This window comes from Lysinibacillus phoenicis (assembly GCF_047238325.1).
In the GTDB taxonomy this organism is placed as follows: domain Bacteria; phylum Bacillota; class Bacilli; order Bacillales_A; family Planococcaceae; genus Lysinibacillus; species Lysinibacillus irui.
Window position 1 is genome coordinate 2,321,867 of sequence record NZ_JBDFMP010000002.1, and the last position, 24,295, is coordinate 2,346,161.

A 24,295-nucleotide genomic window follows, 5' to 3' on the forward strand; every position below is an offset into this window, starting at 1 on the left:
ATTAGCTGTATGGGAGGGGAAAAGATGAAAAAAAACAAGATAGAGGACGTAACGGAAGAATCAGGATTACTAGCAGGAGAAATCACCTCTTCAAAAGTTGAAGTAATTTCTTCCATTATATTAACACTTGGTTACTCATTATCCACCCTTGCCACCATATTAGCTCTGCAGGAGGAGGAAGAATTAGCACAGGCCAAGACAACTGAAACCCAAGATCAAAATCTTTATATGAGGCAAATGTATAAGCAGCTACAAAATATGAACAATCGTTTAGATGCGATAGAGCGCAAGCTTAATCGATACTAACGAATACATAGCCTACACAAAAACTCAATAAAAAACCGCGACTCTCCGTCATAAAAGAGAATCGCGGTTTTTTACTATACTATGATAATGAGCTTCATTTTTCTTCCTTTTTCACAGCAACCTGTATACCTGTTAAAGGAACGTCATCTATTGTACCAAGATAGAGTTCGTTATTACCGAAATAATACTCCCTCTAACAGCTGGAGCTGTCTACACACACGATTTAGGAAGAAGTCATGGTTGCAATATCTATTAGGATGTGAAGATGGATACAATACAAAACGACACATTTTGTACATATTTATTTTCACACTCCCTATATTGATACATTACAATAATTTTTTCAAGAATATTGCTTAAAAATTTATCATAGATTAAGAGATGATGATTCATTTACCTTGAAGACGTCTCAGAATTATTAGAGAAATGTATGAGTTTGTTTAGTTAAACATTCTCGCTAAATTTTACTTGCCAGTCTAAAAAAATCTTGGCGTTTATTTATCTACTTCCAAAACAAAGTGTAAGTAGCAATAACTCCGAGGCTCAATGTAAATAAATCATGAATTTTTAATACCAAAGCAATCAATTTCCCTTTGCGAATTTTTTTTACTATACTAAAAGGAGAAATGATCGAGAGGAGTGTTAAGATGCAAGAAGTACAAGTAGAGACGTTGCAAGAATTGCTGAATTCTTTCGCCAACAAAGACGTTTATATTCATCTTGAGACGACAAACGGTTCTTATGCAGCACACTATGATGAAAAATTCTTTAATGCAGGTGCTTTTATTCGCAATGCTAAGATTAATTATGAGCTTGCTAAAGTGGTAGATCATGCACCGCATCGTGTTGGTTTAAAATTACCTCATGGTTGGGTTTATGCACAAGGCATTACACATTTTGAATTAGATGATTTAGGCCGTTTATTAATGGCTGGACTAGACTATTCTGGAAAATTGGCGATTGCACTTGAAATTAGTGAAACGCCATTTAGTTACTAAGGGGGACGACTATTTGAATTTACAACCACAACGTCATATTTTAATTGTGTACCCTCACCCAGATGATGAGGCTTTTTCAGTTGCCGGTACAATCGCCTACTATACAAAGAAAATGAATACACCTGTTACATATGCCTGTTTAACATTAGGCGAAATGGGACGTAATTTAGGTAATCCACCCTTTGCAACGCGTGAGTCCTTACCTGAAATCCGCCGTAAGGAGCTAGTTGCAGCAGCAGAGGCAATGGGTATTCAAGATTTACGTATGCTTGGTTTGAGAGATAAAACAATTGAATTTGAAGATGATGAGAAAATGGTAAAATTAGTGGAAGGTCTAATTGAAGAGCTAATGCCTTCTTTAATTTTCACATTCTTACCTGGTTTTGCAGTTCATCCAGACCACGAAGCAACAGCGCGTGCTGTTGTAGAGGCTGTACGCCGTATGCCAAAGGCTGCTCGTCCACAAGTATTTGGATGCGCTTTTGCCAATGATACGATTGAAAAAAATGGTGAACCGCATATTGTCTACGATATTCGTGAAATGAGAATGGACAAATTAAAAGCATTACAAGCCCATGCATCACAAACGGGCTGGATGATGCAGGAAACTGAAAAACGCATTGATGACGGTGAACCAATGAGTGAGAGCTGGCTCAATGTTGAAAAATTCTATATTGTTGATCCTGACAAATATGTAAAATAAAAAACGTTCTGTTCTCATTTTATCTTTGAGAACAGAACGTTTTTATTAGGAAGCTCTTACTTTATTCAAAATATGCACAACCATGGTGATTAGAAAAGCAACCACTAAGAATAAGAAGAATAAATAATGTGGTATATGGATATCGACAACACTCACTAACATTTTTAAGCCAATGACCCCAATAATTATAAAGGCTGTTGCTTCGAGCTCAGGAATTTTTTCGATAATGATTAAAAAAACACCTGCAATCGTTCTCATCATTAATATTCCTAACATTCCTCCAATTAAAAGCACCCACACTTGATCTGATACGGCAAAGGCAGCAAATATGGAATCGATTGAAAATGCAATGTCCATTAGTTCAACAGAGATGACCGTTGCCCAAAAGGTGCCAAAAAGACGTACCATCCATCCTGATTTTTTTACTTCTTTCACACTATCTTCATTCCCTATATGAAGAAAATGAGCCACACAGAGCCAAGCCAAATATAAAGCACCTAACACTTTAATAAACCAAAACTCTACAAGGTATACCCCTATACCAATGAATAAAAATCTAAAAAAATAGGCACCTAACATCCCATACATTAACGCTCGTTTACGTTGTTTATCTGGTAAATGTTTAACGAGTACTGCTAATACTAGTGCATTATCGGCTGACAGCAATCCTTCTATTATAATTAATGAGGAAATTAGCCCCCAAGATACAGGGTCGGTCAATACTTCCTGCCACATGGCCCAATCAAAAAATTGCCTATATGTAGATAGAATTCCTTGAATGATCTCCACCACTTACCCTCCCACTTGTCCTAAGCTAATCTAGTATATGCTTGACCATTTTTGTTATGAGAGTTGTATTTATTTGATAAAACGCTTACATCTTAAAATAGACACGGAAAATTTAGAATTTACTAAAAATTAATCACAAAAAGCAAAAAAAGTGTGCTATTATAGATGAATGTTTTAAACGTATAACGGAGGATGAATACTATGGAAGTTGCTGATACTAGAACCGTGCAAGTAGAGAATGTCTTAATTGCACATCATTTTTTAAAAGATGTAGTTGTGCATACGCCACTACAAAAAAACGACTATTTATCTGAGAAATACGGAGCAAATATTTATTTTAAACGCGAAGATTTACAGCATGTACGCTCATTCAAACTTCGTGGTGCCTATTATAAAATTAAAAAAATTGAAGATGAAGCACGCAATGCGGGTGTGGTCTGTGCAAGTGCAGGAAATCATGCACAAGGTGTAGCTTACGCCTGTGCACAATTAAAAATTCAAGCTAGCATTTTTATGCCCCAAACAACACCTAAGCAAAAAATAGATCAGGTCCGCATGTTTGGCCGTGAATATGTAGAGATTATTTTAGCAGGCGATACATTTGATGACTCTGCCGAAAGCGCGTTAAGTTACTGTGAGGAACACGGTAAAATTTTCATTCATCCATTTGATGATTTCGATGTTATTGCGGGTCAAGGAACTGTAGCAGTTGAAATTATGAATGACATGGAGGAACCAATCGACTACGTATTTGGTAGTATAGGCGGTGGTGGCTTAATGTCAGGCGTTTCTGCCTACGTGAAAAACCTCTCCCCTTCTAGTAAAATTATTGGTGTCGAACCAGCTGGAGCGGGCAGTATGAAAGCTGCTTTTGCTGAAGGTGGTGCGGTGGCTCTTGATTGGATTGACAAATTCGTCGATGGAGCTGCAGTAAAATGCGTCGGTCATCACACATATGATGTTTGTCGTCGCTATTTAGACGACATACTACTTGTACCTGAAGGCAAAGTTTGTACAACAATCTTAGATCTATATAATAAACATGCGATTATTGCCGAGCCTGCTGGAGCACTGTCAGTTGCAGCTCTTGATTTTTATAAGGAAGAAATTAAAGGTAAGTCAGTCGTTGTCATTATTAGTGGTGGTAATAATGATATTGGACGAATGCAGGAGATTAAGGAAAAGTCGCTTATTCATGAAGGGTTGCTTTACTACTTCATTGTCAGCTTCCCTCAACGTGCAGGCGCACTACGCCAATTCCTCACTAGTGTGCTAGGACCAAATGATGACATCACTACGTTTGAATATACTAAGAAAAACAATAAAGAAAGTGGTCCTGCCTTAGTCGGTATTGAACTTGGCGATCGAGCTGATTATGAAGGGTTGCTAGCGCGAATGAATGAGTTTGGCTTCAAATACAAAGAAGTAAACAATGACATTCAACTATTTGGCTTACTAGTTTAAAATAAAGAGTCTCACTGCTTAGCAGGTGAATTGATTTGGTCATCAACTTAAGAAAATAACAAAAGGAATCGAGCGTGAAAGTTCTCGATTCCTTTTAGCGTTCCAATTATCCTAATAAAGCACGATCTGAATTCATTTTTTCACCACGTATGCGTTCAAATTCAGCCATTAAATCTGGGATGGTTAATTCATGTTTACGATCTTCACCAACCTCTAAAATGATTTGCCCTTTATCCATCATTATAAGACGATTCCCTAAATCTAAAGCTTGTTGCATATTATGCGTGACCATTAATGTCGTTAAATTATCTTTTTCCACTAGATACTTTGTAATCCGAGTAATTAACTCTGCACGAGATGGATCAAGTGCAGCTGTATGCTCATCCAGCAATAAAATAGACGGTTTCGTGAATGTAGCCATTAATAATGACAATGCTTGACGTTCCCCACCTGACAGTAGGCCTACTTTTGCGGAAAGTCGATTTTCAAGATTTAAACCAAGCATCTCTAATGATTCCTTGAAAAATTCACGGCGCTTTTTATCTACACCGATACGTAAGCCTCTGCTCTTATTTCTTGAGTATGCTAATGCGACGTTTTCTTCAATTGTCATAGCAGGTGCTGTACCTGCCATTGGATCTTGGAACACACGACCAATATATTGCGAGCGTTTATATTCAGGTAAATTCGTCACATCATTACCATCGATGGACACTGTCCCAAAATCAGGTGTTAAAGCTCCTGAAATCATATTCATCATCGTAGACTTCCCTGCTCCATTACTACCGATGATTGTCACAAAATCCCCTGGTTTTAAGTGAAGATTAATTTCTGCAAGTGCAATTTTTTCATCTGGTGTTCCTTCATTAAACACCTTATTAATGCCATGTAATTTAAGCAAGGCCTTTTCCCCCTCGCTCTACAGTTTTTACTGGTTTAAGTTCTGCAGCACGTTTCGCCTTTCGTTTGCGCTCCTTAGTCTTGTTGATAAATTGCGGTAAGACAAGTGCCAAAATAACGATGATTGCTGTAATTAATTTCATATCTCCTGAATCAAGGAAATCTACACGTAAAGCTAATGCTAGAATAATACGATAAATGATCGCGCCAGCAATGACTGCAAAAGTAGTACGAATAATTGTTTTTGTACCAAAAATGGCTTCACCAATAATAACCGAAGCAAGACCGATAACAATCATACCAATCCCCATACTAACATCGGAGAACTTCGAGTATTGTGCGATTAAAGCTCCAGAAAATGCGACAAGTGCATTAGAAAGTCCTAGACCTAGAATGATAAGTGTATCTGTATTTGCTGAGAAGCTACGAATCATTCGTTTATTATCACCAGTTGCTCGAATAGCAAGCCCTACCTCAGTCTTTAAGAACCAGTCTGCTAATAATTTAATTAAAATCGTGATGATTAATACGACAATCAGCACACTCCATGTACCTGGTACATGCTGAAATCCCATGCCTTTTAATAGGTTATTAAGAGCATCATCGATCCCTAAATTACTCCAAAATGTTTGAAACTTTGAAAATATCGTTTCTGAATTTAGCAGTGGAATATTCGGGCGACCTATCGTATTTTCTGCAGTTAACCCCATAATACGTAGGTTTATTGAGTACAATGCAATCATCATTAATATCCCTGATAATAGCGGATTAATCTTCCCTTTCGTGTGGAGAATTCCTGTCATACATCCAGCAATAAATCCAGCAACAATTGCCACTAAAGTCGCTAAGATTGGGTGGTAGCCAAGCAAGACCATTGTTGCTGCAGTTGCCGCCCCTGTTACAAAGCTTCCATCAACCGTTAAATCCGGAAAATCTAACACCCGAAATGTTAAATATACACCAAGTGCCATAATTGCATAGATGATTCCTTGCTCCACTGCGCCAAATAATGCTAAAAACATCGTTGAATCATCTCCTAAATCTCTTTTTTATTTATACCGCTTATAAATGAAGATAAAGCGGGGATAGTTCTCCCCCGCTTCGTTTTACTTTTCTAGAAGTTCTGCACCCCAAGAATCTTTAATTTCAATTTCTAAATCATCCGCTACCTTTTTATTGATTAGTAGTTTTAAATTTTGTGGATATTGTGCTGGTGTATCAGCAGGTGTAGCTTCACCTTTTAAAATTTTCACAGCCATTTGTCCAGCTTCATAGCCAATATCAAAATATTCGAAACCATAAGCAGCTAAACCGCCTCGTGCAACAGAGTCTAGCTCTCCTACGATAAGTGGTAATTTATTTGTGTTAGCAACATCAATAACAGATTCTAACGCAGAAACCACTGTGTTATCAGTAATAATATAGAAAGCATCTACTTTACCAATTAACGATTCTGTTGCTTGTTTCACATCTGCTGAAGTGGATGCCGAAGCTTCTACAACCGTTAAGCCCTGCTCACCCATAACTTTTTTCACTTCTGAAACTTGTGCTACAGAGTTTTGCTCACCAGCATTGTAGACCATACCCACATTCTTTGCGCCAAGCTCTTTTAGAAATGCTACTGTTTTAGAAATCGTTTCAGGATGTAAATCGATTGTACCTGTAACATTTTTTCCTGGTTTCTCCATTGATTCAATTAACTGTGCACCAACAGCATCTGTTACAGAAGTGAAGATGATTGGAATATCACTTGTAGCTGTAGCAGCTGCTTGAGCAGAAGGTGTAGAGTTAGCAAAAATTAAATCTACGTTTGCACTCACTAGATTGTTAGCAATCGTTGTGTTAAGACTGTTATCTCCTTGTGCAATTTGTGAATCATATTCAACTTTTAATCCAGCATCTTCAATTGCCTTTTTAAAGCCTTCTGTTGCTGCATTTAAAGATGGATGTTCAACAATTTGAGTAATGCCGATTTTATATGTTTTATCATCTGCATTTCCGCTCTCACTTGCGTTGTTTGATTCATTCCCTTTTGAATCCGTTGAACTAGAACCACCACTACCACAGGCAGCAAGAAGTAACACTAATCCAAATAGAAGGAATGACAGCTTTTTTACATTGCCCTTCACAAATAATCCCCCCGATTAATAACTAAAATATCTATCGCACTTTATCCAAACAAAGTGTGAATGTATCGCTATATTATCGTTATTATTGAGCCTCGTCAACAACATTATGAATGTTCTGACTTTTAAATTTAACAAAATATTTTAGCTAATCATTCAATTTGGCGCTTTAAACCGCTAAACTACGCTGTTTTAGTTATTCGTTTTCTTTTTTAACATAGTAAAAAATATTTATGACAATTTTGCGACGCTAGGTCATTGTGGACAAAGTCTGACATTTGACTTCTACTAGATATCTATAATAAAATGTTTACTTGTGTGAAAGCACCGTGGTTCGTAACCATCCCACGAAAAAAAACTAAGGAGAAATGAATATGAAGATAAAATTTTTAGCAGCAAGTGGTATTATTGCAGCTTTATATATTGCTGTGACAATGCTTGTTGCACCATTTGGTTTTACAGAAGTACAGTTCCGCGTATCCGAGATTTTTAACCATCTAGTGGCCTTTAATCCACGCTTTGCCGTAGGGATCATTATTGGAGTATTGATCTCCAATCTTTTTTCACCACTTGGCATTTACGATTTAGTGTTTGGTGTTGGTCATTCTATGATCACACTTGGACTGTTCATTTTAATCTGTAAATTTGTCAAAAATATTTGGGCACGTTTAATTATTAATACATTTTTATTTACATGCACTATGTTTATCATTGCCTTTGAACTAAACTTAGCCTTAGAGCTTCCATTCTTCTGGACTTGGCTAACAGTGGCTGCTGGTGAGTTTGTTGTGTTAGCAGTTGGTGCACCTATTATGTATGGACTAAATAAACGTCTTCACTTTAAAAATTTGATTTAACAGACGAGTCTTAGGATTCGTCTTTTTTTCTTGACACTATTCTGAAAATATTCTACAATTCTTTCTAATAAATGCAAGGAAGAAGAGTAGTAGCAAGCACTGTAACTTCAAGAGAGCTGGTGGTAGGTGCAAACCAGTAGTATGTACTTGTGAATGGACTTCAGAGCAGCCTTATCCAAATGTAAGGCCGACCCACTCCCCGTTATCGGAGTAGAAGAGCGCGCAAAAATGCGAATCAAGGTGGCACCACGGTTACTCGTCCTTTTTATGAGGATTGGAGTGGCTTTTTTTTATGGAAAAATAGTATAGAGGAGTCGAGTAAAGATGAGTACAGTAGTAGAGAAAAAAGGTTATTTTGGTGAATTTGGAGGAAGCTTTGTTCCAGAGGAGCTTCAAAATGTATTAACTATTTTAGACGAGAATTTCCAAAAGTATAAAGATGATGAAGACTTTAAGAAAGAATTGGATTACTATTTCCGTGAATACGTTGGACGTAAATCCCCTCTTTACTTTGCAGAAAATTTAACAAAGCAATTAGGTGGCGCAAAAATTTATTTAAAACGTGAAGATCTTAACCATACAGGCTCACATAAAATCAATAATGTATTAGGCCAGATTTTACTAGCTAAACGTATGGGAGCAAATCGCGTTATTGCCGAAACAGGCGCTGGACAACATGGTGTAGCAACGGCAACTGCTTGTGCCATGTTCGGGATTGATTGCACCATTTATATGGGCTTGGAGGATACAAAACGTCAGGCATTAAATGTATTTCGTATGGAGCTTCTTGGTGCGAAAGTAGTAGCTGTTGATAAAGGGCAAGGTCGCTTAAAAGATGCTGTTGATGAAGCGTTCGCTGATTTAGTAGAAAACTATGAAACAACATTCTATTTATTAGGCTCAGCAGTTGGACCACATCCTTTCCCTTCAATGGTTAAACATTTTCAATCTGTCATTAGCCGTGAAAGTCGTGAGCAAATTTTAGCAAAGGAAGGAAAGCTTCCAACAGCCGTCCTTGCCTGTGTCGGCGGTGGTAGTAATGCCATTGGAGCATTTGCTGATTATATTGCAGATGAAAGCGTTCGTCTTATTGGAATCGAACCCGATCAAGCTGCTACATTAAACGAAGGGACGCCTGGGGAGCTACATGGCTTCAAATGTTTAGTGTTACAAGATGATGAAGGAAATCCCCTACCAACATATTCAATTGCAGCTGGTCTAGATTACCCTGGAGCAGGTCCAGAACATAGTCATTTGAAAACAATTGGCCGTGCGGAGTATGTAACTGTTACAAACGAAGAAGTTCTAGAGGCGTTTCAAGTACTTTCAAAGGTCGAAGGTATTATTCCTGCCCTTGAAAGCTCACATGCAGTTGCATATGCTCTAAAATTAGCACCAACTTTACCATCTGAGGAAAGCATTATTATTAATATCTCAGGTCGTGGTGATAAAGACGTTGAACAAGTTTTCCATATGTTAACAAAATAGTATTGTAAAAGAGCGATCTCCCTTTTTGGGACATCGCTCTTTTTACTTTATTTTAGTAAATTTCTGTAATATTATTTGCCATTAGGATTTACCTCTAAAACACTGTAGCTTACACTATTATGAAATTGCCTTTTTATGCAGCTTAATTTTCAGTTTTTCTAACATATCAACTGTCATTTTAGCTAAATCATACTCTGCTTTAAAGCCCCATTCTTTTTGGGCTGCTTCTATATTTAAAGAGTTTGGCCAGCTATCTGCTATAGCCTGACGCACTGGGTCCACCTGATAGTCCATTGTGAAATTCGGTAAGTGTTTCTTGATTTCAGCTGCAATTTGCGACGGTTCAAAGCTCATTGCTGTAATATTAAAAGCATTACGATGAACTAGCTTATTACCATCTGCCTCCATCAAATCTACAATAGCTTGTAAAGCATCTGGCATGTACATCATATCCATAAACGTACCCTCTTGGATATAAGATGTATACTTGCCCTGTTCGATCGCTTCATAGAAAATCTCTACCGCATAATCAGTCGTACCACCACCTGGAGGTGTTACATAGGAAATTAATCCAGGGAAGCGTACACCACGTGTATCAACGCCAAAACGATTAAAATAATAATCACATAGTAACTCACCCGCTACTTTATTAACGCCATACATTGTCGTTGGTCGTTGCAAAGTATCCTGCGGTGTATCTTCCTTCGGTGTAGATGGGCCAAATGCTCCAATAGAGCTTGGCGTGAAAAATTGCATATTTAACTCTCGTGAAACTTCCAATGCATTCATTAATCCACCCATATTTAAATTCCAAGCTAACAATGGATTTCTTTCAGCAGTAGCAGATAATAATGCCGCTAAATGCATCATCGTATCTGCACCGAAATCCTTTGCTAGATCATGCATTCTTTGTCCATCTGTCACGTCCAATATTTCAAATGGGCCCTTAGTATGTTCAAGCTTTCTAATATCTGTAGCAAGTATATTGTCCTCTCCATAAATACCACGAAGTTTTTCTACAAGCTCAGAACCTATTTGACCAAGTGCCCCAGTAACAATTATCTTTTTCATTTCTCAAAACCTCCACATGTGAACAATTGTACTTATGGAAAGTACAAAAATATATTGATAAACATTGATTTAATAACACTTTCAATGAAATTCATTATAATGTGTTCGTTTTGAAAATACAACAATTATATTAACGATATTCCTTAAAAGGAACAAACAATCCCTTACTTTCAGTATATGAACTCATAAAAAATATTGTGCTACAAAAATATATAAAACACATTTGTACATCTGAAGGATACACATTTTGTTGTTAACTCTATTTTATAAACAAACAAAAAAAGAATCCCCTTTCTCATAGGAGATTCCCTTTCAACATTTTTCTTTGAGAATAAATTATATCGAAAAACGTTTTACAGCTATTTGCAAAACTTTTGATACTTTGCGCAATTCTTTAATATAATTATTGAATTGTTCCTGTGCTGCCAATTGGTCTGCTGTTAGTGTAGCAACATGCTTAGTAGACATGGTATTCGTATCCGATAAAGCTGTTAACATAACAGCATCCTCACTTACTGTCTTTGTGTGATTGGCAATCTCTTGAACAGTGGCAGTTACTTCCATCATATAAGGCTTAATAGTATGTACTTTTTCTAAAATTTGATCGAAGCTTGACGCAGTTTGCCCTGTTACAGCAACACCTTTTTCAGTTGCCACCAACACGCCCTCCATCATTTGTACGGCATAGCTCGAATCTAAATGGATATTCTGGACAATGGATGTAATCGTTTGTGTTGATTGGACCGTTTGTTCTGCTAACTTGCGTACCTCATTAGCAACAACCGCGAATCCCTTTCCATGTTCTCCTGCTCTAGCAGCTTCGATAGATGCATTTAACGCTAATAAGTTGGTTTGTGCTGTTATTTTTTCAATGACCTCAATCATTTGATCAATCGATGATGCACGCTCAACCAAATTAAAGATCGCTGTATTGGATTTTTCAACAGCCTCCTTAATAGCCTTCATTTGTGCTAAATTAGCCTGTACAATTTCTGTTCCGCTTTCTGCATCTCGTGCTGTATGATGTGCGAAGCTTTCCACGACCTGCACTTTCTCTAAGATGACCTGTACATCATGTAAAACTTCCTCTAAGGAAGCCGTATTGGAAGCTAATTTGCTTGTAGAAGCTGCCGTTGAATCAGCAATAGATTGTACATCCTTTGCAATTTTTAACGTTGTTGTTGATGATTGCTCTGAGGATTCTTGTAATTTACCTGTCATTTCCTCTACTTCATAAGCACTATCCGTTACAGTATGGAGTAAACGCTTCACCTCAGTAGTCATTTGATTGTACGACAATACTACCTCACCAAGCTCATCATGGGCCACATAACTAGCATTTGCAGTGAAATCTCCTTGCTCTGCTCGTTTTAATAATGACTTTAATTGGCGCGTTGGCACATTGACTGATTGGGTTGCAATAAATCCGATCAGAATGACAAGCATCACAACCGTTAAACATACACCCCCTAGTAACCAATATCCAAATTGCACATCTTTCTGATAAGATTTTTGTCGATCTTTAGCTCTTTCAACTAAATAATTTTGTGTTTCTTCTAATAATGTATGACTTTCTTGACTTATGGGTAGAAAAGTCTGCGAATAAAACTGCTCTAGCTCTCCTTGGTTCAATTGCTTATAGTCCTCAATCAAATTTTCCTGCTCCTTGAACAAAGCTTTATATTTTTTGATCTGATGACTCATTTTTTTATCGATTTCCTGGCTATCTAGTTGCTCAATAGGCATAGTCATGTCTTTTAAAACGACAGTCATTTCTTGATAATCACCCTTAGCATCTACTATAAAGTCTAGTTGACGCTGTGATTCTTCAAGCTCATTTAGCAAACTAATTGGGACAAGTCCCTGTGTGTAACTCTCACTTGCATGCCACGACATCTTCCTCAAATAATCTACACTAAACACACCTAGCAATACATTCGATAATACACAAACAATCATGAGTACAAGTAACTTGTCCTTCACCTTTATGAAACGAAAAAAATGCATGATCCTTGGCTCCTTCTCCAACTCTTACCAATAATAATAGTATGAGGATATAAAGCCAGTGTTATGTTTTTGTAAAGATTACGCGAAGAATTAAGAGTTTTTGCCCACTCGATAGTTCTATATAAGTAATTTAATATACTTTTTATTTCATACTATTGATCCTAATTAACACCAATTCACTTCCTGAAACCTTCCATGCATTCCCAACGTTTATAGTATATAGAGAATGGAGGTATTACATTTGTCGCAACTCAAGAGATTGGACGTTAGTTTAATAGTAAGTCTTCTTCTGCTAGGTGGTATTAGCTGCCTTTTTGTCCATTCTAGTAGTGTCAACTTCGCTCAATATTCTAGTTCCTTCATTATTAAGCAATTTATATTTTACTTTATTGGTTTTTTTATCATGTTTGGAATTTCCCTACTTGATATTGAACAATTAAAAAGGATTGGCTGGCCATTTTATGGATTGATAGTACTATTAACGGCTGGACTAATCATTGCACCAGAGAGTATAGCTAGGACCATCAATCAAGCTAAATCTTGGTATCAAATACCGTTTTTAGGCTCTCTCCAGCCATCAGAATTTTTAAAGTTCGCCTTTTTAATTGTTGTGAGTAAGGTCATTATTGCACATCAAGAGAAAAATGTACGCCCCTCTTATCTAGCCGATCTATGGCTACTCATAAAAATCGGGCTTATTGTCCTTCCTCCTACCCTTCTTGTTTATAAACAACCCGATACAGGAATGGTAATGTTGTATATGGCAATGATCTTACCAATGATCTTCTTTTCAGGTATTCAAAAAAAGCTTCTTGTCATTTTTACTGCCATCCCATTAGTGATAATTAGTACTATCTTAGTGCTCTATGTCAGATTTAACGAATTTTTTACAGAGAAAATTTTAGGTTCCTTGTCAGGACACCAAGTTTCTAGGATTTATGGATGGCTTCAGCCCTATGAATATACAGATTCATCTTTTCAAGTTCGCCAAGGCTTTTTAGCCATCGGATCTGGGGAATTAGCAGGCAAGGGTTATCTCAACAACAATGTCTATGTACCTGAAAAGCACACCGATTTTATATTTTCTGCCATAGCGGAGGAGTTGGGTTTTATGGGTGGAGCCTTTGTGATTGCCCTACTATTTTTCGTTATTTACCGTATTGTTCTTATTACAGTAGAAGCGAAGGACCCCTTTATGACTTTAATGGGCGCAGGGATTTCCAGCTTACTAGCCTTCCAAATTACTCAAAATATTGGTATGACGATTGGTCTCCTGCCTGTCACAGGTGTAACCTTACCATTTTTAAGTTATGGTGGTAGTTCATTGTTATCGAATTTCATGCTTATGGGAATCGTCATGATTATTCATAAATCTTATAAGGGTTACATGTTTAAGGTAGAGGACTAGGAGATGGAAACTTATGAATATTACATTAAAAAAGCGAATTCTTTTATTATTGCTAATAACAGGCGTAATTCTATCTGTATTGATTATCCGTCTCGCCTTTGTCATGCTTTAAAATACAAAAGCTGTCTCTTAAACTTCACTTAAGAGACAGCAATTATTTACAGCTGATTTATACTATCCACAACAACCTCAAGTATGCGTTCCAGATCTTCTTTTGAAATATTAAGTGGTGGAGATAATGTTAAAACATTATTAAACCCTGCAACGGTTGCCCCATTTTTCCCAATGATGACCCCTTGCTCTTTACATTTCGCAATGACAGTATTCACCTTTTCCACCGGTAAAGGATCTTTCGAGACTTTATCAACAACTAATTCAATCCCAATCAATAAGCCTTTTCCTCGTACATCTCCTACATTTGAATGATGCTGCAATTCTTGTTGTAAAGATTGTAATGTGGCAGCGCCCACTTCTTTGGATCGCTCGAACAATGCTTCTTGTTCAAGAATTTCAATATTCTTCAATGCTACTGCACATGCCACTGGGGAGCCGCCAAATGTATTCACATGGCGGAAATAGCCGTATGCATCAGAACCTGTAAACGCCTCATAAATTTCGCGTTTTACCGCAGTAGCAGATAGTGGTAAGTAGGCACTTGTAATTCCTTTAGCCATCGTAATAATATCTGGCTTTACTCCATAATTCATAAATCCAAAAGGCTTCCCTGTACGACCGAAGCCACAAATAACTTCATCGACAATCATTAAAGCACCGTGTTTTTTACATACTGCCTCAATGCCTTTTAAATAGTTTTCCGGTGGCATAATAACACCGCCACCTGTAATAATGGGCTCTAAGATCATGGCGGCAATGGTATCGCCTAGCTCCCATGTCATCGTTTTGTCTACAGCCTTTACACTCGCTAAATCTAATGGGGCAATAGTATCACTTTCATACTCGCGATATTGATCAGGTGGTGCAACATGGATAAACCCAGGTGATAGTGGCTCATATTTATATTTGCGCTCCGCCTGCCCTGTTGCCGCTAATGCACCGAATGAGTTCCCATGATAAGCACGGTAGCGAGAGACAATTTTATAGCGAGAGCTTTGTCCCTTTTGCTGGTGGTATTGTCGAGCAATTTTAAAAGCTGTTTCATTCGCCTCTGAACCGCTATTAGAGAAGAAAATAACGTAATCTCCACCAAGCATGTCATTTAGCTTTTCGGCTAGTTCGACTGCTGGCAAATGCCCCTGGGATAACGGAGCATACGCATTTTTCATCATTTGCTCATGTGCAGCATCGGCTAATTCTTTACGTCCATAGCCAACATTGACACACCATAGCCCAGCCATCGCATCAATATATTCCACACCATCTGTATCAATAATTCTGGCACCATCAGATTTCTCCACTACATATGTGGCTTGTGGATTGTACGGTTTCATTGAATGCCATACATATTGCTCATCCTTTGTTAATACATCACTTTTAAGATTTGTCTGCGTCATAGCCAAACACCCCTCCTTATTATTTTCACTGCATTAGCTTTTCGCGTCGTTATTGCTTGGGAATGCAAAGGAACTTGTTGTATCCTCAGTTTCATCTGGCCAGCGTTCAGAAATGGTTTTTGCTTTTGTAAAGAATCTCGCTTGATCTGGTCCAAACATATGCCCCTCACCAAATTTAGAGCGTTTCCATCCCCCAAAGTTGTGATAGCCAACAGGAATTGGTATTGGTACATTAACCCCTACCATGCCAACTTCTATTTCTTCTTGGAATCTACGTGCTGCTGCTCCACTGCTTGTAAACATGGTTACACCATTACCAAGTTCATGGTCATTTATGAGATCAATCGCTTCTTGTAATGTATCTACACCTACTACAATACGCGCTGGTCCAAAAACCTCTTCTTTAAAGATCGTCATTTCTGGTGTCACATTGTTCAGTAGTGTTGGACCAAGATAAAAACCATTAGACGTTTCGCATACTTTTGGATGTCTACCGTCGATGACAAGATTTGCTCCTTCAGTGACTGCCCCATCGATATAACGTATAATTGTTTCCTTCGATTGTTTAGTAATGACTGGGCCAAAGTCGACATCTTGCTCTGTATATGGCCCTACCTTAAGTTGAGATATTTTATGTTTCAATATTTCTGTAAAACGTTGTTCCGTATCCTTACCTACAACAAGTGCACCTGAAATAGCCATACAGCGCTGAGAGGCTGCACCATATGCGGCTCCTAAAAAGGCATTGGCTGTTTGTTCTAAGTTGGCATCTGGCATAACAATCATGAAATTCTTTCCACCGCCAAATGCTGCAACTCGTTTATTGTGTTTTGTTCCAGTTTGATAGATATATTCAGCAACAGGCGTTGACCCAACAAATGAAATTGCTTGAATCTCTTTGTTTTCTAATAGTTCATCGACTGCCTCTTTATCTCCATTAACCACTGTCCAAATACCATCTGGAAGTCCTGCCTCTTTCCATAATTGGCTTAAATATAAGGCAGAAATAGGAACGCGCTCCGACGGCTTTAATATAACGGCATTCCCTACAGCAACTGCCATACTTGTAATAGCAAGTGGTACCATAACAGGGAAATTAAATGGTGCAATGGTTGCTACTACGCCGAGTGGCGATTTGGCAGAAAAAGCATTAATATTTCCACCTACATTGACGGAATACTCCCCTTTTAGCATTTGGGGTGCACTGATTGCCATATCAACTGATTCAATACCACGAACAATCTCACCTTTTGCATCTTCCCTTGTTTTACCACTTTCCTGACAAATCATATTGATTAGCTTATCCTGTCTTTCTACTAACAATTGACGGAAACGATGTAGCACTTCTACTCGTTTACCTATTGATGTCTTTTTCCATGCTGGGAAGGCCTCTTTTGCAAGCTGAATAGCATGCTTTACTTCATCTTTTGAAGCAAGAGGTACTCTTGCAATGACCTCACCTGTGGATGGGTTATACACTTCTGTGAATCGACCACTTGTACCAGCTACCTCTTCACCGTTAATAAAATGTGTTAGCGTTTTCATTTCTTGCTGAACTGTCATAATGAGACCACTCCTTCATCGTATTATTGTTCAAAATCAAACTCTTCCTTGCTGAAAATAGAGCTTGATTCATCGGCTTGTTTAACTGTCTTTTTCTTTTGCGTAAGCATATAGAAAATCATCACAACTGCAACGACAACACATGTGAATAAAATTTGCGAGCGCATAGACTCTATAAAGAACATCGCAATTAATAAAGCCGTTGTTGCTAGTATTGTGAAATACGTTAAATAAGGGAATAACCACATTTTCACCTTTAATAGCTCCGGGTTTTCCTGTTCAATCTTCCGTCGCATTTTTAATTGTGAAAAGGCAATGATTAAATAAAGAATGAGCGTTATAGCACTACAAGAACTTAGTAAAAACATAAAAACTTTATCTGGAGAAACATAATTCATAATAACTGCAATATAAGAGAAAAATGTTGCTGCTAAAATGGCATTTACAGGAGCACCTTTTTTATTTAATTTTAAAAATGCTTTTGGGGCCTCCCCTTTCTCCGCTAGAGAAAATACCATTCGTGAAGTTGCATAAAGTGCTGAATTTAAGCATGATAACACAGCTGTTAAAACAACAAAATTCATGATTTGTGCGGCAGCAGGAATCCCAATATAATCGAGAACCGCTACATAAGGACTTGTTAAAATATCTGAAGAATGCCAAGGTAAAAGTGTCACAACAACCGCTATAGAGCCGACATAGAAAATTAAAATACGCCAAGTAATGGAATTGGTTGCTTTCGTTACGGCCGCTAAAGGTTCATCTGATTCCCCAGCAGCGATAGCCACGATCTCTGTTCCCATGAAAGAAAAAATGACGATAACAACACCCATTAACACAGCACCAAAACCATTTGGTAAAAAACCACCTTGCCCTACTAAATTGGTCATGCCTACTGCATTAAAGTTTGGTGCAATGCCAAAAATAATAAATGCTCCAAGACCGAGGAACACTACTATACTTGCAACCTTAATAAGAGAGAACCAATACTCAAATTCACCAAAGGCTTTGACAGAAACAACATTTGTTAAAGTAAGTGCTACGGTTAACAACAGACTTAATAGCCATAAAGGAATCCCATCATACCAATACTGAATAATTGCTGCCGCTGCTGTTGCCTCTAGTGCAATGGCAATAACCCAGAAAAACCAGTACAGCCAACCAATCATAAAGCCTGCCCATGGACCAATGGCTTCATGTGCATAGTGTGCAAACGACCCACTCGTTGGATTGACAGCCGCCATCTCACCCAGCATACGCATAACTAACACAACGATAATTCCTGCGAATATATACGATAAAATTGCCCCAGGACCAGCTAAATTAATAACCGAGCCACTTCCCATAAACAGTCCTGCACCGATTACTCCGGCAATAGCAATCATCGTCATATGCCGCTTTTTTAACCCTCTTTGTAAATGCGTTTGTTGCTCCATATCTGTCACCTCTTTTATTAGATTACTTGATCGCTTACAAAAATCTTACATGTTTCATAACGTTGAAGTAATAGACAAACTGTAAAATTCTATACATATGTTTTAAACATAATGTAAAATAGACTAAATATTCTTAAAATAAAATAATTGCTATTTTATAAGAAAATATAAAACATTAAACAGAAATTATAGAGAATCATTTTAATTTAATCATGTCAAAAGGAGGAGCTAAATTGAGTCCATTTCAACTAAAAGTACTAGATGTTTTGGAAAATAAATATTTTCAAAAGGCAGAGGTTGTAGCAGGTTACGAGGGATTATCAAGGATTGTCAAATGGGTACATGTTCTTGAAATCGTGCAAGTTGATGATTTTTTGGTCGGTGAAGAACTAGTATTAACAACAGGAATTAGTCTACAGCATAGCATTGAGGATTTTGCGGCATTTGTAGAAGCCCTTATTCAAAAAAAATGTGCCGCTCTCTGTATTGAGTATGGCTCCTATATTCAAACAGTTCCTGAAGCAATCATAGCACTTGCTAACTATCATCAGTTTCCCATTATTGTTTTTCATGAGGCAGTTCCTTTTGTTCGCATTACACAGGATTTACATAGCCAAATTATCAATAAGCAATATTTACTCATTTCTTCGCTAGAATCTTACTCACAGGCATTGAACAAAAATGCAGTCTTAGGACAGAACACAGACGATATTTTGCAAAATATGTATAACGAATTAAAGACACAAATCATGTTTGCTATTAAAGAGCGAGAGCCTATCTTTTATCCTAATATGGGACACAAAAAACGGCAGCAATTAGAAACATTGCACAAATCTGCACCACAATTTAAACATGAGCCTATTTTCATCTTTGATGAACATTATGCAGACCTAACACTCTATCGAGAAGATGGGCTATTCTCAGAATTTGAATTATTAATATTAGATCGTACAGCAACGGCATTAGCGCAACTATTAATGCGGGAATTCTATATCGAGGAAAAGAAGAATATAGAGGATGCAACCATTTTAGCAGATTGGATTGATCAAAAACTTTCTAAGGAGGAAATCTTTAAATTTATTGATACACATTACTCAAGCTATCAACAATCTAGTGGAACTGTTTTTATTTTAGCCTCTCCCCATACATTGCCGAAAGCACAGGAAGATATCGTCTATAGTAAACTCTATTATCGGAATCTCTTTGAACAGCATGGCTTCATCCCATTTTTATTTGAAAGAAAGAGCTATGTTATTTTTATTTTACTTCATACAAAAGACAGCAAAGCAACTCGTGACATATTAAATAACATCTTTTCTACACTTCCTAAAACTGATTTTTATAAGAAGCAACAGACACAAGGCTTTCAAGTAGCCGTTGGGAAAGTCGTTTGTAACGTAGAGGAAATTCCGAAAAGCTATCAAACTGCCATAGAAACCTTATATATTTGCCGTAAAGTACAAACTTCCTCCTTTTTTTATGATGATCTGCATTTATATCATTTAATTTATAAGCTACAAATGCAGGTGAATTTACAGGAAGTTATTTACGACTATCTACAGCCAGTGATTGAGTACGATAAAAAATATAATAGTAAGCTACTCGAAACATTACAGGTGTATTTACAAACAAATGGCTCCAAACAACAAACAGCCAATCAGTTGTTTATTGTTCGTCAAACCCTCTATCACCGATTAAAAAAGCTTGAAGGTTTATTAGGTAAAAATTTTATGAAAGGACATAACCGCATCACACTTGAGTTTATGCTATTGGCAAATTCATTAATTGAGGATAAGGTCTAAAAAAGTAGGCACGCTCAGCAGGTTGTCTTCCCTTTTGAGCGTGCCTCTTCACTACCCTTTCACAACAACATCCTGATATAGTCCAGGTCTACGATCGTCATAAACTGGGATTCTTCCGCGTACTTCATCGACAATAGAAAAGTCTACATCAATGACCGCTACTTCTTCATCTTCAGCACCAATCCAAAGTACTTCACCCCAAGGCTGAATAATCATAGATTGCCCATTAAAGTTTTCTACCTTTTTTGAAATACGATTAACTGCGATGACAAAACATTGGTTCTCAATCGCACGAGCCTGTAGTAGCGTTTTCCAATGATCAATCCTTGGTGTCGGCCACTGTGCTGGTACAAATAATACCTTTGCTCCTTGTAAGGCGTGGGCACGTAACCATTCAGGGAAACGAATATCATAGCAAATGACACCAGCAGCCTCAATATCTCCTAAAGCAAAACGATTCATTTCATCCCCTGCTTCTAAATAAAGATGCTCGTCCATTAAACGGAAAAGATGGGCCTTACTATATTCCCCTACAAGCTCTCCTTGGCAATCAAATGTATACATCGTATTATAAAATTTATCGCCTTTTTTTATTGATACGGAGCCACCTACAATATGTACACCAAGTTCCTTCGCTAAGTGTGCCAAAAAGGCTTTCGTTCGCTCACCATTGACATCTGCTAAGTCAGGCAATTTCTCTAGTGCGTAGCCTGTATTCCACATTTCAGGTAGCACAATGATTTCTGCACCTTGTTGTGCCGCTTCTCGAATCTTGTTTTCTGCTCGGGCAAAATTTTCTTCTACTTTGCCAAAGCCAACGTTTAATTGAATACAACCTATTTTCATATCTATTCCTCCTCTAGACAATTAACAGAAAAAGTAATACTATTTGCTTCATATTCTTCAATAATAATTATTATATTCTGAAAAAGGTGATCATGCATGGAATTCTCTAAAAAACTACAGCAACTACCTCCCCAATTTTTTGCGGCACTCGTCCAAAAAGTAAACAGTGCCCTAGAGGAGGGACGTGATGTCATCAATCTCGGGCAAGGTAATCCCGACCAACCGACGCCACCTCACATCATTCAAGCATTACAGGAAGCAGCAGACAATCCTCAAAATCACAAATATTCGCCGTTTCGTGGTATCGCCGAATTACGCCAGGCAGCTGCCAATTTTTACAAACGGGAATATAATGTTGATATAAATCCCGACACGGAGGTAGCAATTCTTGGCGGAACAAAAATAGGTCTTGTTGAGCTACCTCTAGCCGTATTAAACCCTGGTGATACCATGCTATTACCGGACCCAGGCTATCCAGACTACTTATCAGGTGTAGTATTAGGTGATGTAAATTTTGAGGTTATGCCACTTTTTGCTGAAAATAATTTCTTACCTGATTATCATGCATTACCTAATGAAGTGAAAGAAAAAGCCAAGCTACTTTATTTAAATTACCCGAATAACCCTACAGGTGGTACAGCAACACTGGCATTTTTCGAAGAGACTGTTCGCTTTGCCAAGGAACATAATATTATCGTATCACATGATTTTGCTTATGGAGCAATAGGATTTGATGGCAATAAACCTATTAGCTTCCTACAGGCAGAGGGTGCAAAAGACATTGGTATTGAAATGTATACACTTTCGAAAACCTTTAATATGGCTGGCTGGCGTATAGGCTTCGCCGTTGGTAACGCCGATATTATTGCGGCTATTAATCTCATTCAAGATCATTTGTTTTGTAGTCAATTCCCTGCAATTCAGCAAGCAGCAGCAGCGGCACTAACAGCTTCTCAAGAATGTGCAGATGAACTAAGGGCTACTTATGAACGTCGTCGAAATGTATTAATTGAAGAAGCTCAAAGAATTGGCTGGCAAGTTACGGCTCCGAAGGGCTCCTTTTTTGCTTGGCTTCCTGTACCTGTAGGCTACACTAGTGAACAATTTGCTGATTTATTGCTAGAAAAAGCTGATATTGCAGTAGCCGCAGGCAATGGCTTCGGTCAATATGGCGAAGGGTATATACGTGTTGGCTTACTTGTCAGCGAGGAACGCTTACGTGAAGCCATTCACAGAATTGAACAATTACAATTATTTACCGCTTAGTACTACTATGTCCTGTAGCATACATTCGCTACAGGGCATGCTATTTTTCGATTTTTCTTGGTAGCTCTAAACCTTGCTCTAGCGGATAAAATTGTATATGGCCTGTTTCTTCATCCAATCTACGAATATGCTGAACGCCTTGAATCTCAGCCAGTACAATGTCCGCTGTAATAACGGGATTTCTACCTTTCAGAAAGTGTCCCCCTGATACTACACCCCATTGATTACTCATCGAACCATGGAAATGTGTTTCATATCCTCCATCTCGTTTACAGACAACACCAGATCCTTGAATAAATTCGAGTGGTCCCTCTTTTTCAATGACTTCACTAAAACGGACTTTAATGTGCGATGTTTCATCAGGTACTAAATAAACAAAGCTACTTTTTTGGAAGCTCCCAATACAACTTACAATTGTAGCAGACTCTATTTGATTCTCCTCACAGAGCGCCTCAATTCCTTCCATGATGTCTGTCCCCATTAGAATACGAGCACTAATAACCTTGCCAAATGAACCAATTCCATAATTTACTCTTACAGACATTGTTCTCCCTCTTTCATAACAAAAAATTATAATAATATAAAAAATTTTAAAAATATTTATTGACTTACTATACCCCATAAATTATATTAGTTCTATCGGAATTACAAAAAAATATTATAAATCTCTTATCAAGAGTAGCTGAGGGACTGGCCCTATGAAGCTCGGCAACCTCCTTTTTAAAAGGAAGGTGCTAAATCCTGCAAACGAATTTCGTTTGATAGATAAGAGAGGACGTCTTTTTCATGAGCCTCTCTTAGTTTGTAAGAGAGTTTTTTTATTTTCAAAAAACCGATAAAAACATTTTGGAGGTCATTTTCATGAAAAAGAAAAATAAATTTTTAGTAGGTTTAGCAAGTCTTACATTAGTAGCAGCTCTAGCAGGCTGTGGCTCTAAAGAAGATAGTAAAGGTCAAGCTGAGGCAATCGATGAAAATAAAATCGTCGTTGGTGTCACTTCTGGTCCACACGAGCAAATTGCAGAAGTAGCAGCTAAAGTAGCAAAAGAAAAAGGCTTAGAAGTTGAGCTAAAGTCGTTTTCTGATTATGTTTTACCAAATACATCGTTAGCTGAAGGCGATCTCGATGCAAACAGCTACCAACATGAGCCTTTCTTGGACACATTTAATAAAGATCACGATACAGATTTAGTACCAGTAGGCAAAACTATTTTAAATCCAATGGGTATTTACTCTGAAAAATATAAATCATTTGATGATATTCCTGATGGTGCCACATTTGGCTTACCGAACGACCCAACAAATGGGGCCCGTGCCCTCTTTGTTTTACAAGAAGCTGGCTATATTAAGCTAAAGGATGGTGCAGACTTAACAGCCTCTATCCGTGACGTTGAAGAAAATAAAAAGAATTTACAGTTCATTGAACTAGAGGCGGCTCAAATTCCTAAACAGCTTAGTGAAGTAGATGTAGCAGCCATTAATACAAACTTCGCACTAGAAGCCGGCATTAATCCTAAGGAAGACTCTATTCTATTAGAATCTACTGACTCACCATACGTGAATTACATTGTAGTACGTGCTGAAAATGAAAACGACCCAACCATTAAAAAGTTTGTTGAGGCTTACCAATCTGAGGAAGTACGTCAATTCATTGAAGAAGAATTCAAAGGTTCTGTGATTCCTAGCTGGTAATATGCTTCTATTAGCAGAAGAATCTGCCGTATTCCTCATGAGAAAACGAGCAGATTCTCACT

The 24,295-nt window shown here is 37.7% G+C and carries 21 protein-coding genes, 2 riboswitches and 1 other annotated feature; of the genes, 10 read left to right on the top strand and 11 right to left on the bottom strand.

The annotated features are described in order from the left end of the window. Positions 1–24 precede the first annotated feature (24 nt). The 3 genes from ABC382_RS13075 (at position 25) to bshB2 (ending at position 2,007) form a co-directional block, all read left to right on the top strand. Positions 25–306: a hypothetical protein gene (locus tag ABC382_RS13075; RefSeq protein WP_274795492.1), complete on the top strand. Its 282-nt coding sequence runs from the start codon at positions 25–27 to the stop codon at positions 304–306. Between the two features lie 647 nt (positions 307–953). Beyond that, the gene (locus tag ABC382_RS13080; RefSeq protein WP_274795491.1) at positions 954–1,304 is read left to right on the top strand and encodes a YojF family protein; all 351 of its coding nucleotides are present in this window, start codon (positions 954–956) and stop codon (positions 1,302–1,304) included. Positions 1,305–1,317: 13 nt separating this feature from the next. Beyond that, positions 1,318–2,007 carry a bacillithiol biosynthesis deacetylase BshB2 gene (gene bshB2, locus ABC382_RS13085; RefSeq protein ID WP_274795490.1) on the top strand — a complete coding sequence of 230 codons (690 nt, stop codon included), beginning with the start codon at positions 1,318–1,320 and terminating at the stop codon, positions 2,005–2,007. 45 nt (positions 2,008–2,052) lie between these two features. Here bshB2 and ABC382_RS13090 read toward each other — a convergent pair whose 3' ends face one another. Further along, on the bottom strand, positions 2,053–2,796 hold the full coding sequence (locus tag ABC382_RS13090) for a TerC family protein (RefSeq protein ID WP_412926923.1): 744 nt from the start codon (positions 2,794–2,796) through the stop codon (positions 2,053–2,055). A gap of 201 nt (positions 2,797–2,997) precedes the next feature. Here ABC382_RS13090 and ilvA point away from each other — a divergent pair, with 201 nt between their 5' ends. After that, positions 2,998–4,260: a threonine ammonia-lyase IlvA gene (ilvA, locus tag ABC382_RS13095; RefSeq protein ID WP_322611239.1), complete on the top strand. Its 1,263-nt coding sequence runs from the start codon at positions 2,998–3,000 to the stop codon at positions 4,258–4,260. 106 nt (positions 4,261–4,366) lie between these two features. On the opposite strand, the gene ABC382_RS13100 is transcribed toward ilvA, so the two are convergent. The 3 genes from ABC382_RS13100 to ABC382_RS13110 form a co-directional block, all read right to left on the bottom strand. Continuing rightward, positions 4,367–5,161 (bottom strand): ABC transporter ATP-binding protein, encoded by a 795-nt coding sequence (locus ABC382_RS13100; RefSeq protein ID WP_322611238.1) that lies wholly within the window; start codon positions 5,159–5,161, stop codon positions 4,367–4,369. After that, positions 5,154–6,182 (bottom strand): ABC transporter permease, encoded by a 1,029-nt coding sequence (locus tag ABC382_RS13105; protein ID WP_322604813.1) that lies wholly within the window; start codon positions 6,180–6,182, stop codon positions 5,154–5,156. Before ABC382_RS13105 ends, ABC382_RS13100 begins: the two co-directional genes overlap by 8 nt. 84 nt (positions 6,183–6,266) lie before the next feature. Beyond that, complete coding sequence (locus ABC382_RS13110) at positions 6,267–7,289, bottom strand: ABC transporter substrate-binding protein (RefSeq protein ID WP_322604814.1); 1,023 nt, start codon at positions 7,287–7,289, stop codon at positions 6,267–6,269. A gap of 320 nt (positions 7,290–7,609) precedes the next feature. Further along, positions 7,610–7,654: riboswitch (PreQ1 riboswitch) on the top strand. A 6-nt stretch (positions 7,655–7,660) separates the two neighbouring features. On the opposite strand from ABC382_RS13110, the gene ABC382_RS13115 reads away from it, so the two are divergent. Next, positions 7,661–8,143, top strand: a complete 483-nt coding sequence (locus ABC382_RS13115) for a QueT transporter family protein (protein WP_274795485.1) — start codon at positions 7,661–7,663, stop codon at positions 8,141–8,143. A 67-nt stretch (positions 8,144–8,210) separates the two neighbouring features. Beyond that, positions 8,211–8,410 (top strand) — a binding site (T-box leader). A 57-nt stretch (positions 8,411–8,467) separates the two neighbouring features. After that, positions 8,468–9,631, top strand: coding sequence for a tryptophan synthase subunit beta (trpB, locus tag ABC382_RS13120; protein WP_274795484.1), 1,164 nt, complete (start codon positions 8,468–8,470; stop codon positions 9,629–9,631). A gap of 117 nt (positions 9,632–9,748) precedes the next feature. Here the strand turns inward: trpB and ABC382_RS13125 are convergent, their stop codons facing one another. Together ABC382_RS13125 and ABC382_RS13130 are read right to left on the bottom strand one after the other, a co-directional pair. After that, positions 9,749–10,702 carry an L-threonine 3-dehydrogenase gene (locus ABC382_RS13125; RefSeq protein ID WP_274795483.1) on the bottom strand — a complete coding sequence of 318 codons (954 nt, stop codon included), beginning with the start codon at positions 10,700–10,702 and terminating at the stop codon, positions 9,749–9,751. A gap of 336 nt (positions 10,703–11,038) precedes the next feature. Beyond that, complete coding sequence (locus ABC382_RS13130; protein ID WP_274795482.1) at positions 11,039–12,709, bottom strand: HAMP domain-containing methyl-accepting chemotaxis protein; 1,671 nt, start codon at positions 12,707–12,709, stop codon at positions 11,039–11,041. 241 nt (positions 12,710–12,950) lie between these two features. Here ABC382_RS13130 and ABC382_RS13135 point away from each other — a divergent pair, with 241 nt between their 5' ends. Then, positions 12,951–14,117 (top strand): FtsW/RodA/SpoVE family cell cycle protein, encoded by a 1,167-nt coding sequence (locus ABC382_RS13135; protein WP_274795481.1) that lies wholly within the window; start codon positions 12,951–12,953, stop codon positions 14,115–14,117. Between the two features lie 158 nt (positions 14,118–14,275). Here ABC382_RS13135 and ABC382_RS13140 read toward each other — a convergent pair whose 3' ends face one another. Genes ABC382_RS13140 through ABC382_RS13150 form a run of 3 tightly spaced genes read right to left on the bottom strand, consistent with a single transcriptional unit; the run spans position 14,276 to position 18,627 of the window. Then, complete coding sequence (locus tag ABC382_RS13140) at positions 14,276–15,628, bottom strand: aspartate aminotransferase family protein (RefSeq protein WP_274795480.1); 1,353 nt, start codon at positions 15,626–15,628, stop codon at positions 14,276–14,278. 33 nt (positions 15,629–15,661) lie between these two features. Further along, positions 15,662–17,191: a CoA-acylating methylmalonate-semialdehyde dehydrogenase gene (locus tag ABC382_RS13145; RefSeq protein ID WP_312505024.1), complete on the bottom strand. Its 1,530-nt coding sequence runs from the start codon at positions 17,189–17,191 to the stop codon at positions 15,662–15,664. A 23-nt stretch (positions 17,192–17,214) separates the two neighbouring features. Next, positions 17,215–18,627 carry an amino acid permease gene (locus tag ABC382_RS13150; RefSeq protein ID WP_274795478.1) on the bottom strand — a complete coding sequence of 471 codons (1,413 nt, stop codon included), beginning with the start codon at positions 18,625–18,627 and terminating at the stop codon, positions 17,215–17,217. A 233-nt stretch (positions 18,628–18,860) separates the two neighbouring features. Here ABC382_RS13150 and ABC382_RS13155 point away from each other — a divergent pair, with 233 nt between their 5' ends. Further along, positions 18,861–20,429 carry a PucR family transcriptional regulator gene (locus ABC382_RS13155; protein WP_412926925.1) on the top strand — a complete coding sequence of 523 codons (1,569 nt, stop codon included), beginning with the start codon at positions 18,861–18,863 and terminating at the stop codon, positions 20,427–20,429. A gap of 51 nt (positions 20,430–20,480) precedes the next feature. On the opposite strand, the gene ABC382_RS13160 is transcribed toward ABC382_RS13155, so the two are convergent. After that, on the bottom strand, positions 20,481–21,275 hold the full coding sequence (locus ABC382_RS13160) for a carbon-nitrogen family hydrolase (protein WP_322611229.1): 795 nt from the start codon (positions 21,273–21,275) through the stop codon (positions 20,481–20,483). 96 nt (positions 21,276–21,371) lie between these two features. Here ABC382_RS13160 and ABC382_RS13165 point away from each other — a divergent pair, with 96 nt between their 5' ends. Continuing rightward, positions 21,372–22,541, top strand: coding sequence for a pyridoxal phosphate-dependent aminotransferase (locus tag ABC382_RS13165; RefSeq protein WP_312505026.1), 1,170 nt, complete (start codon positions 21,372–21,374; stop codon positions 22,539–22,541). A 40-nt stretch (positions 22,542–22,581) separates the two neighbouring features. Here ABC382_RS13165 and ABC382_RS13170 read toward each other — a convergent pair whose 3' ends face one another. Further along, on the bottom strand, positions 22,582–23,085 hold the full coding sequence (locus ABC382_RS13170; protein ID WP_322611228.1) for a PPC domain-containing DNA-binding protein: 504 nt from the start codon (positions 23,083–23,085) through the stop codon (positions 22,582–22,584). A 122-nt stretch (positions 23,086–23,207) separates the two neighbouring features. Further along, positions 23,208–23,313: riboswitch (SAM riboswitch) on the top strand. 89 nt (positions 23,314–23,402) lie between these two features. On the opposite strand from ABC382_RS13170, the gene ABC382_RS13175 reads away from it, so the two are divergent. Further along, entirely contained in the window at positions 23,403–24,233 is an 831-nt protein-coding gene (locus tag ABC382_RS13175) for a MetQ/NlpA family ABC transporter substrate-binding protein (RefSeq protein ID WP_274795472.1), read from the top strand. Positions 24,234–24,295: the final 62 nt, after the last annotated feature.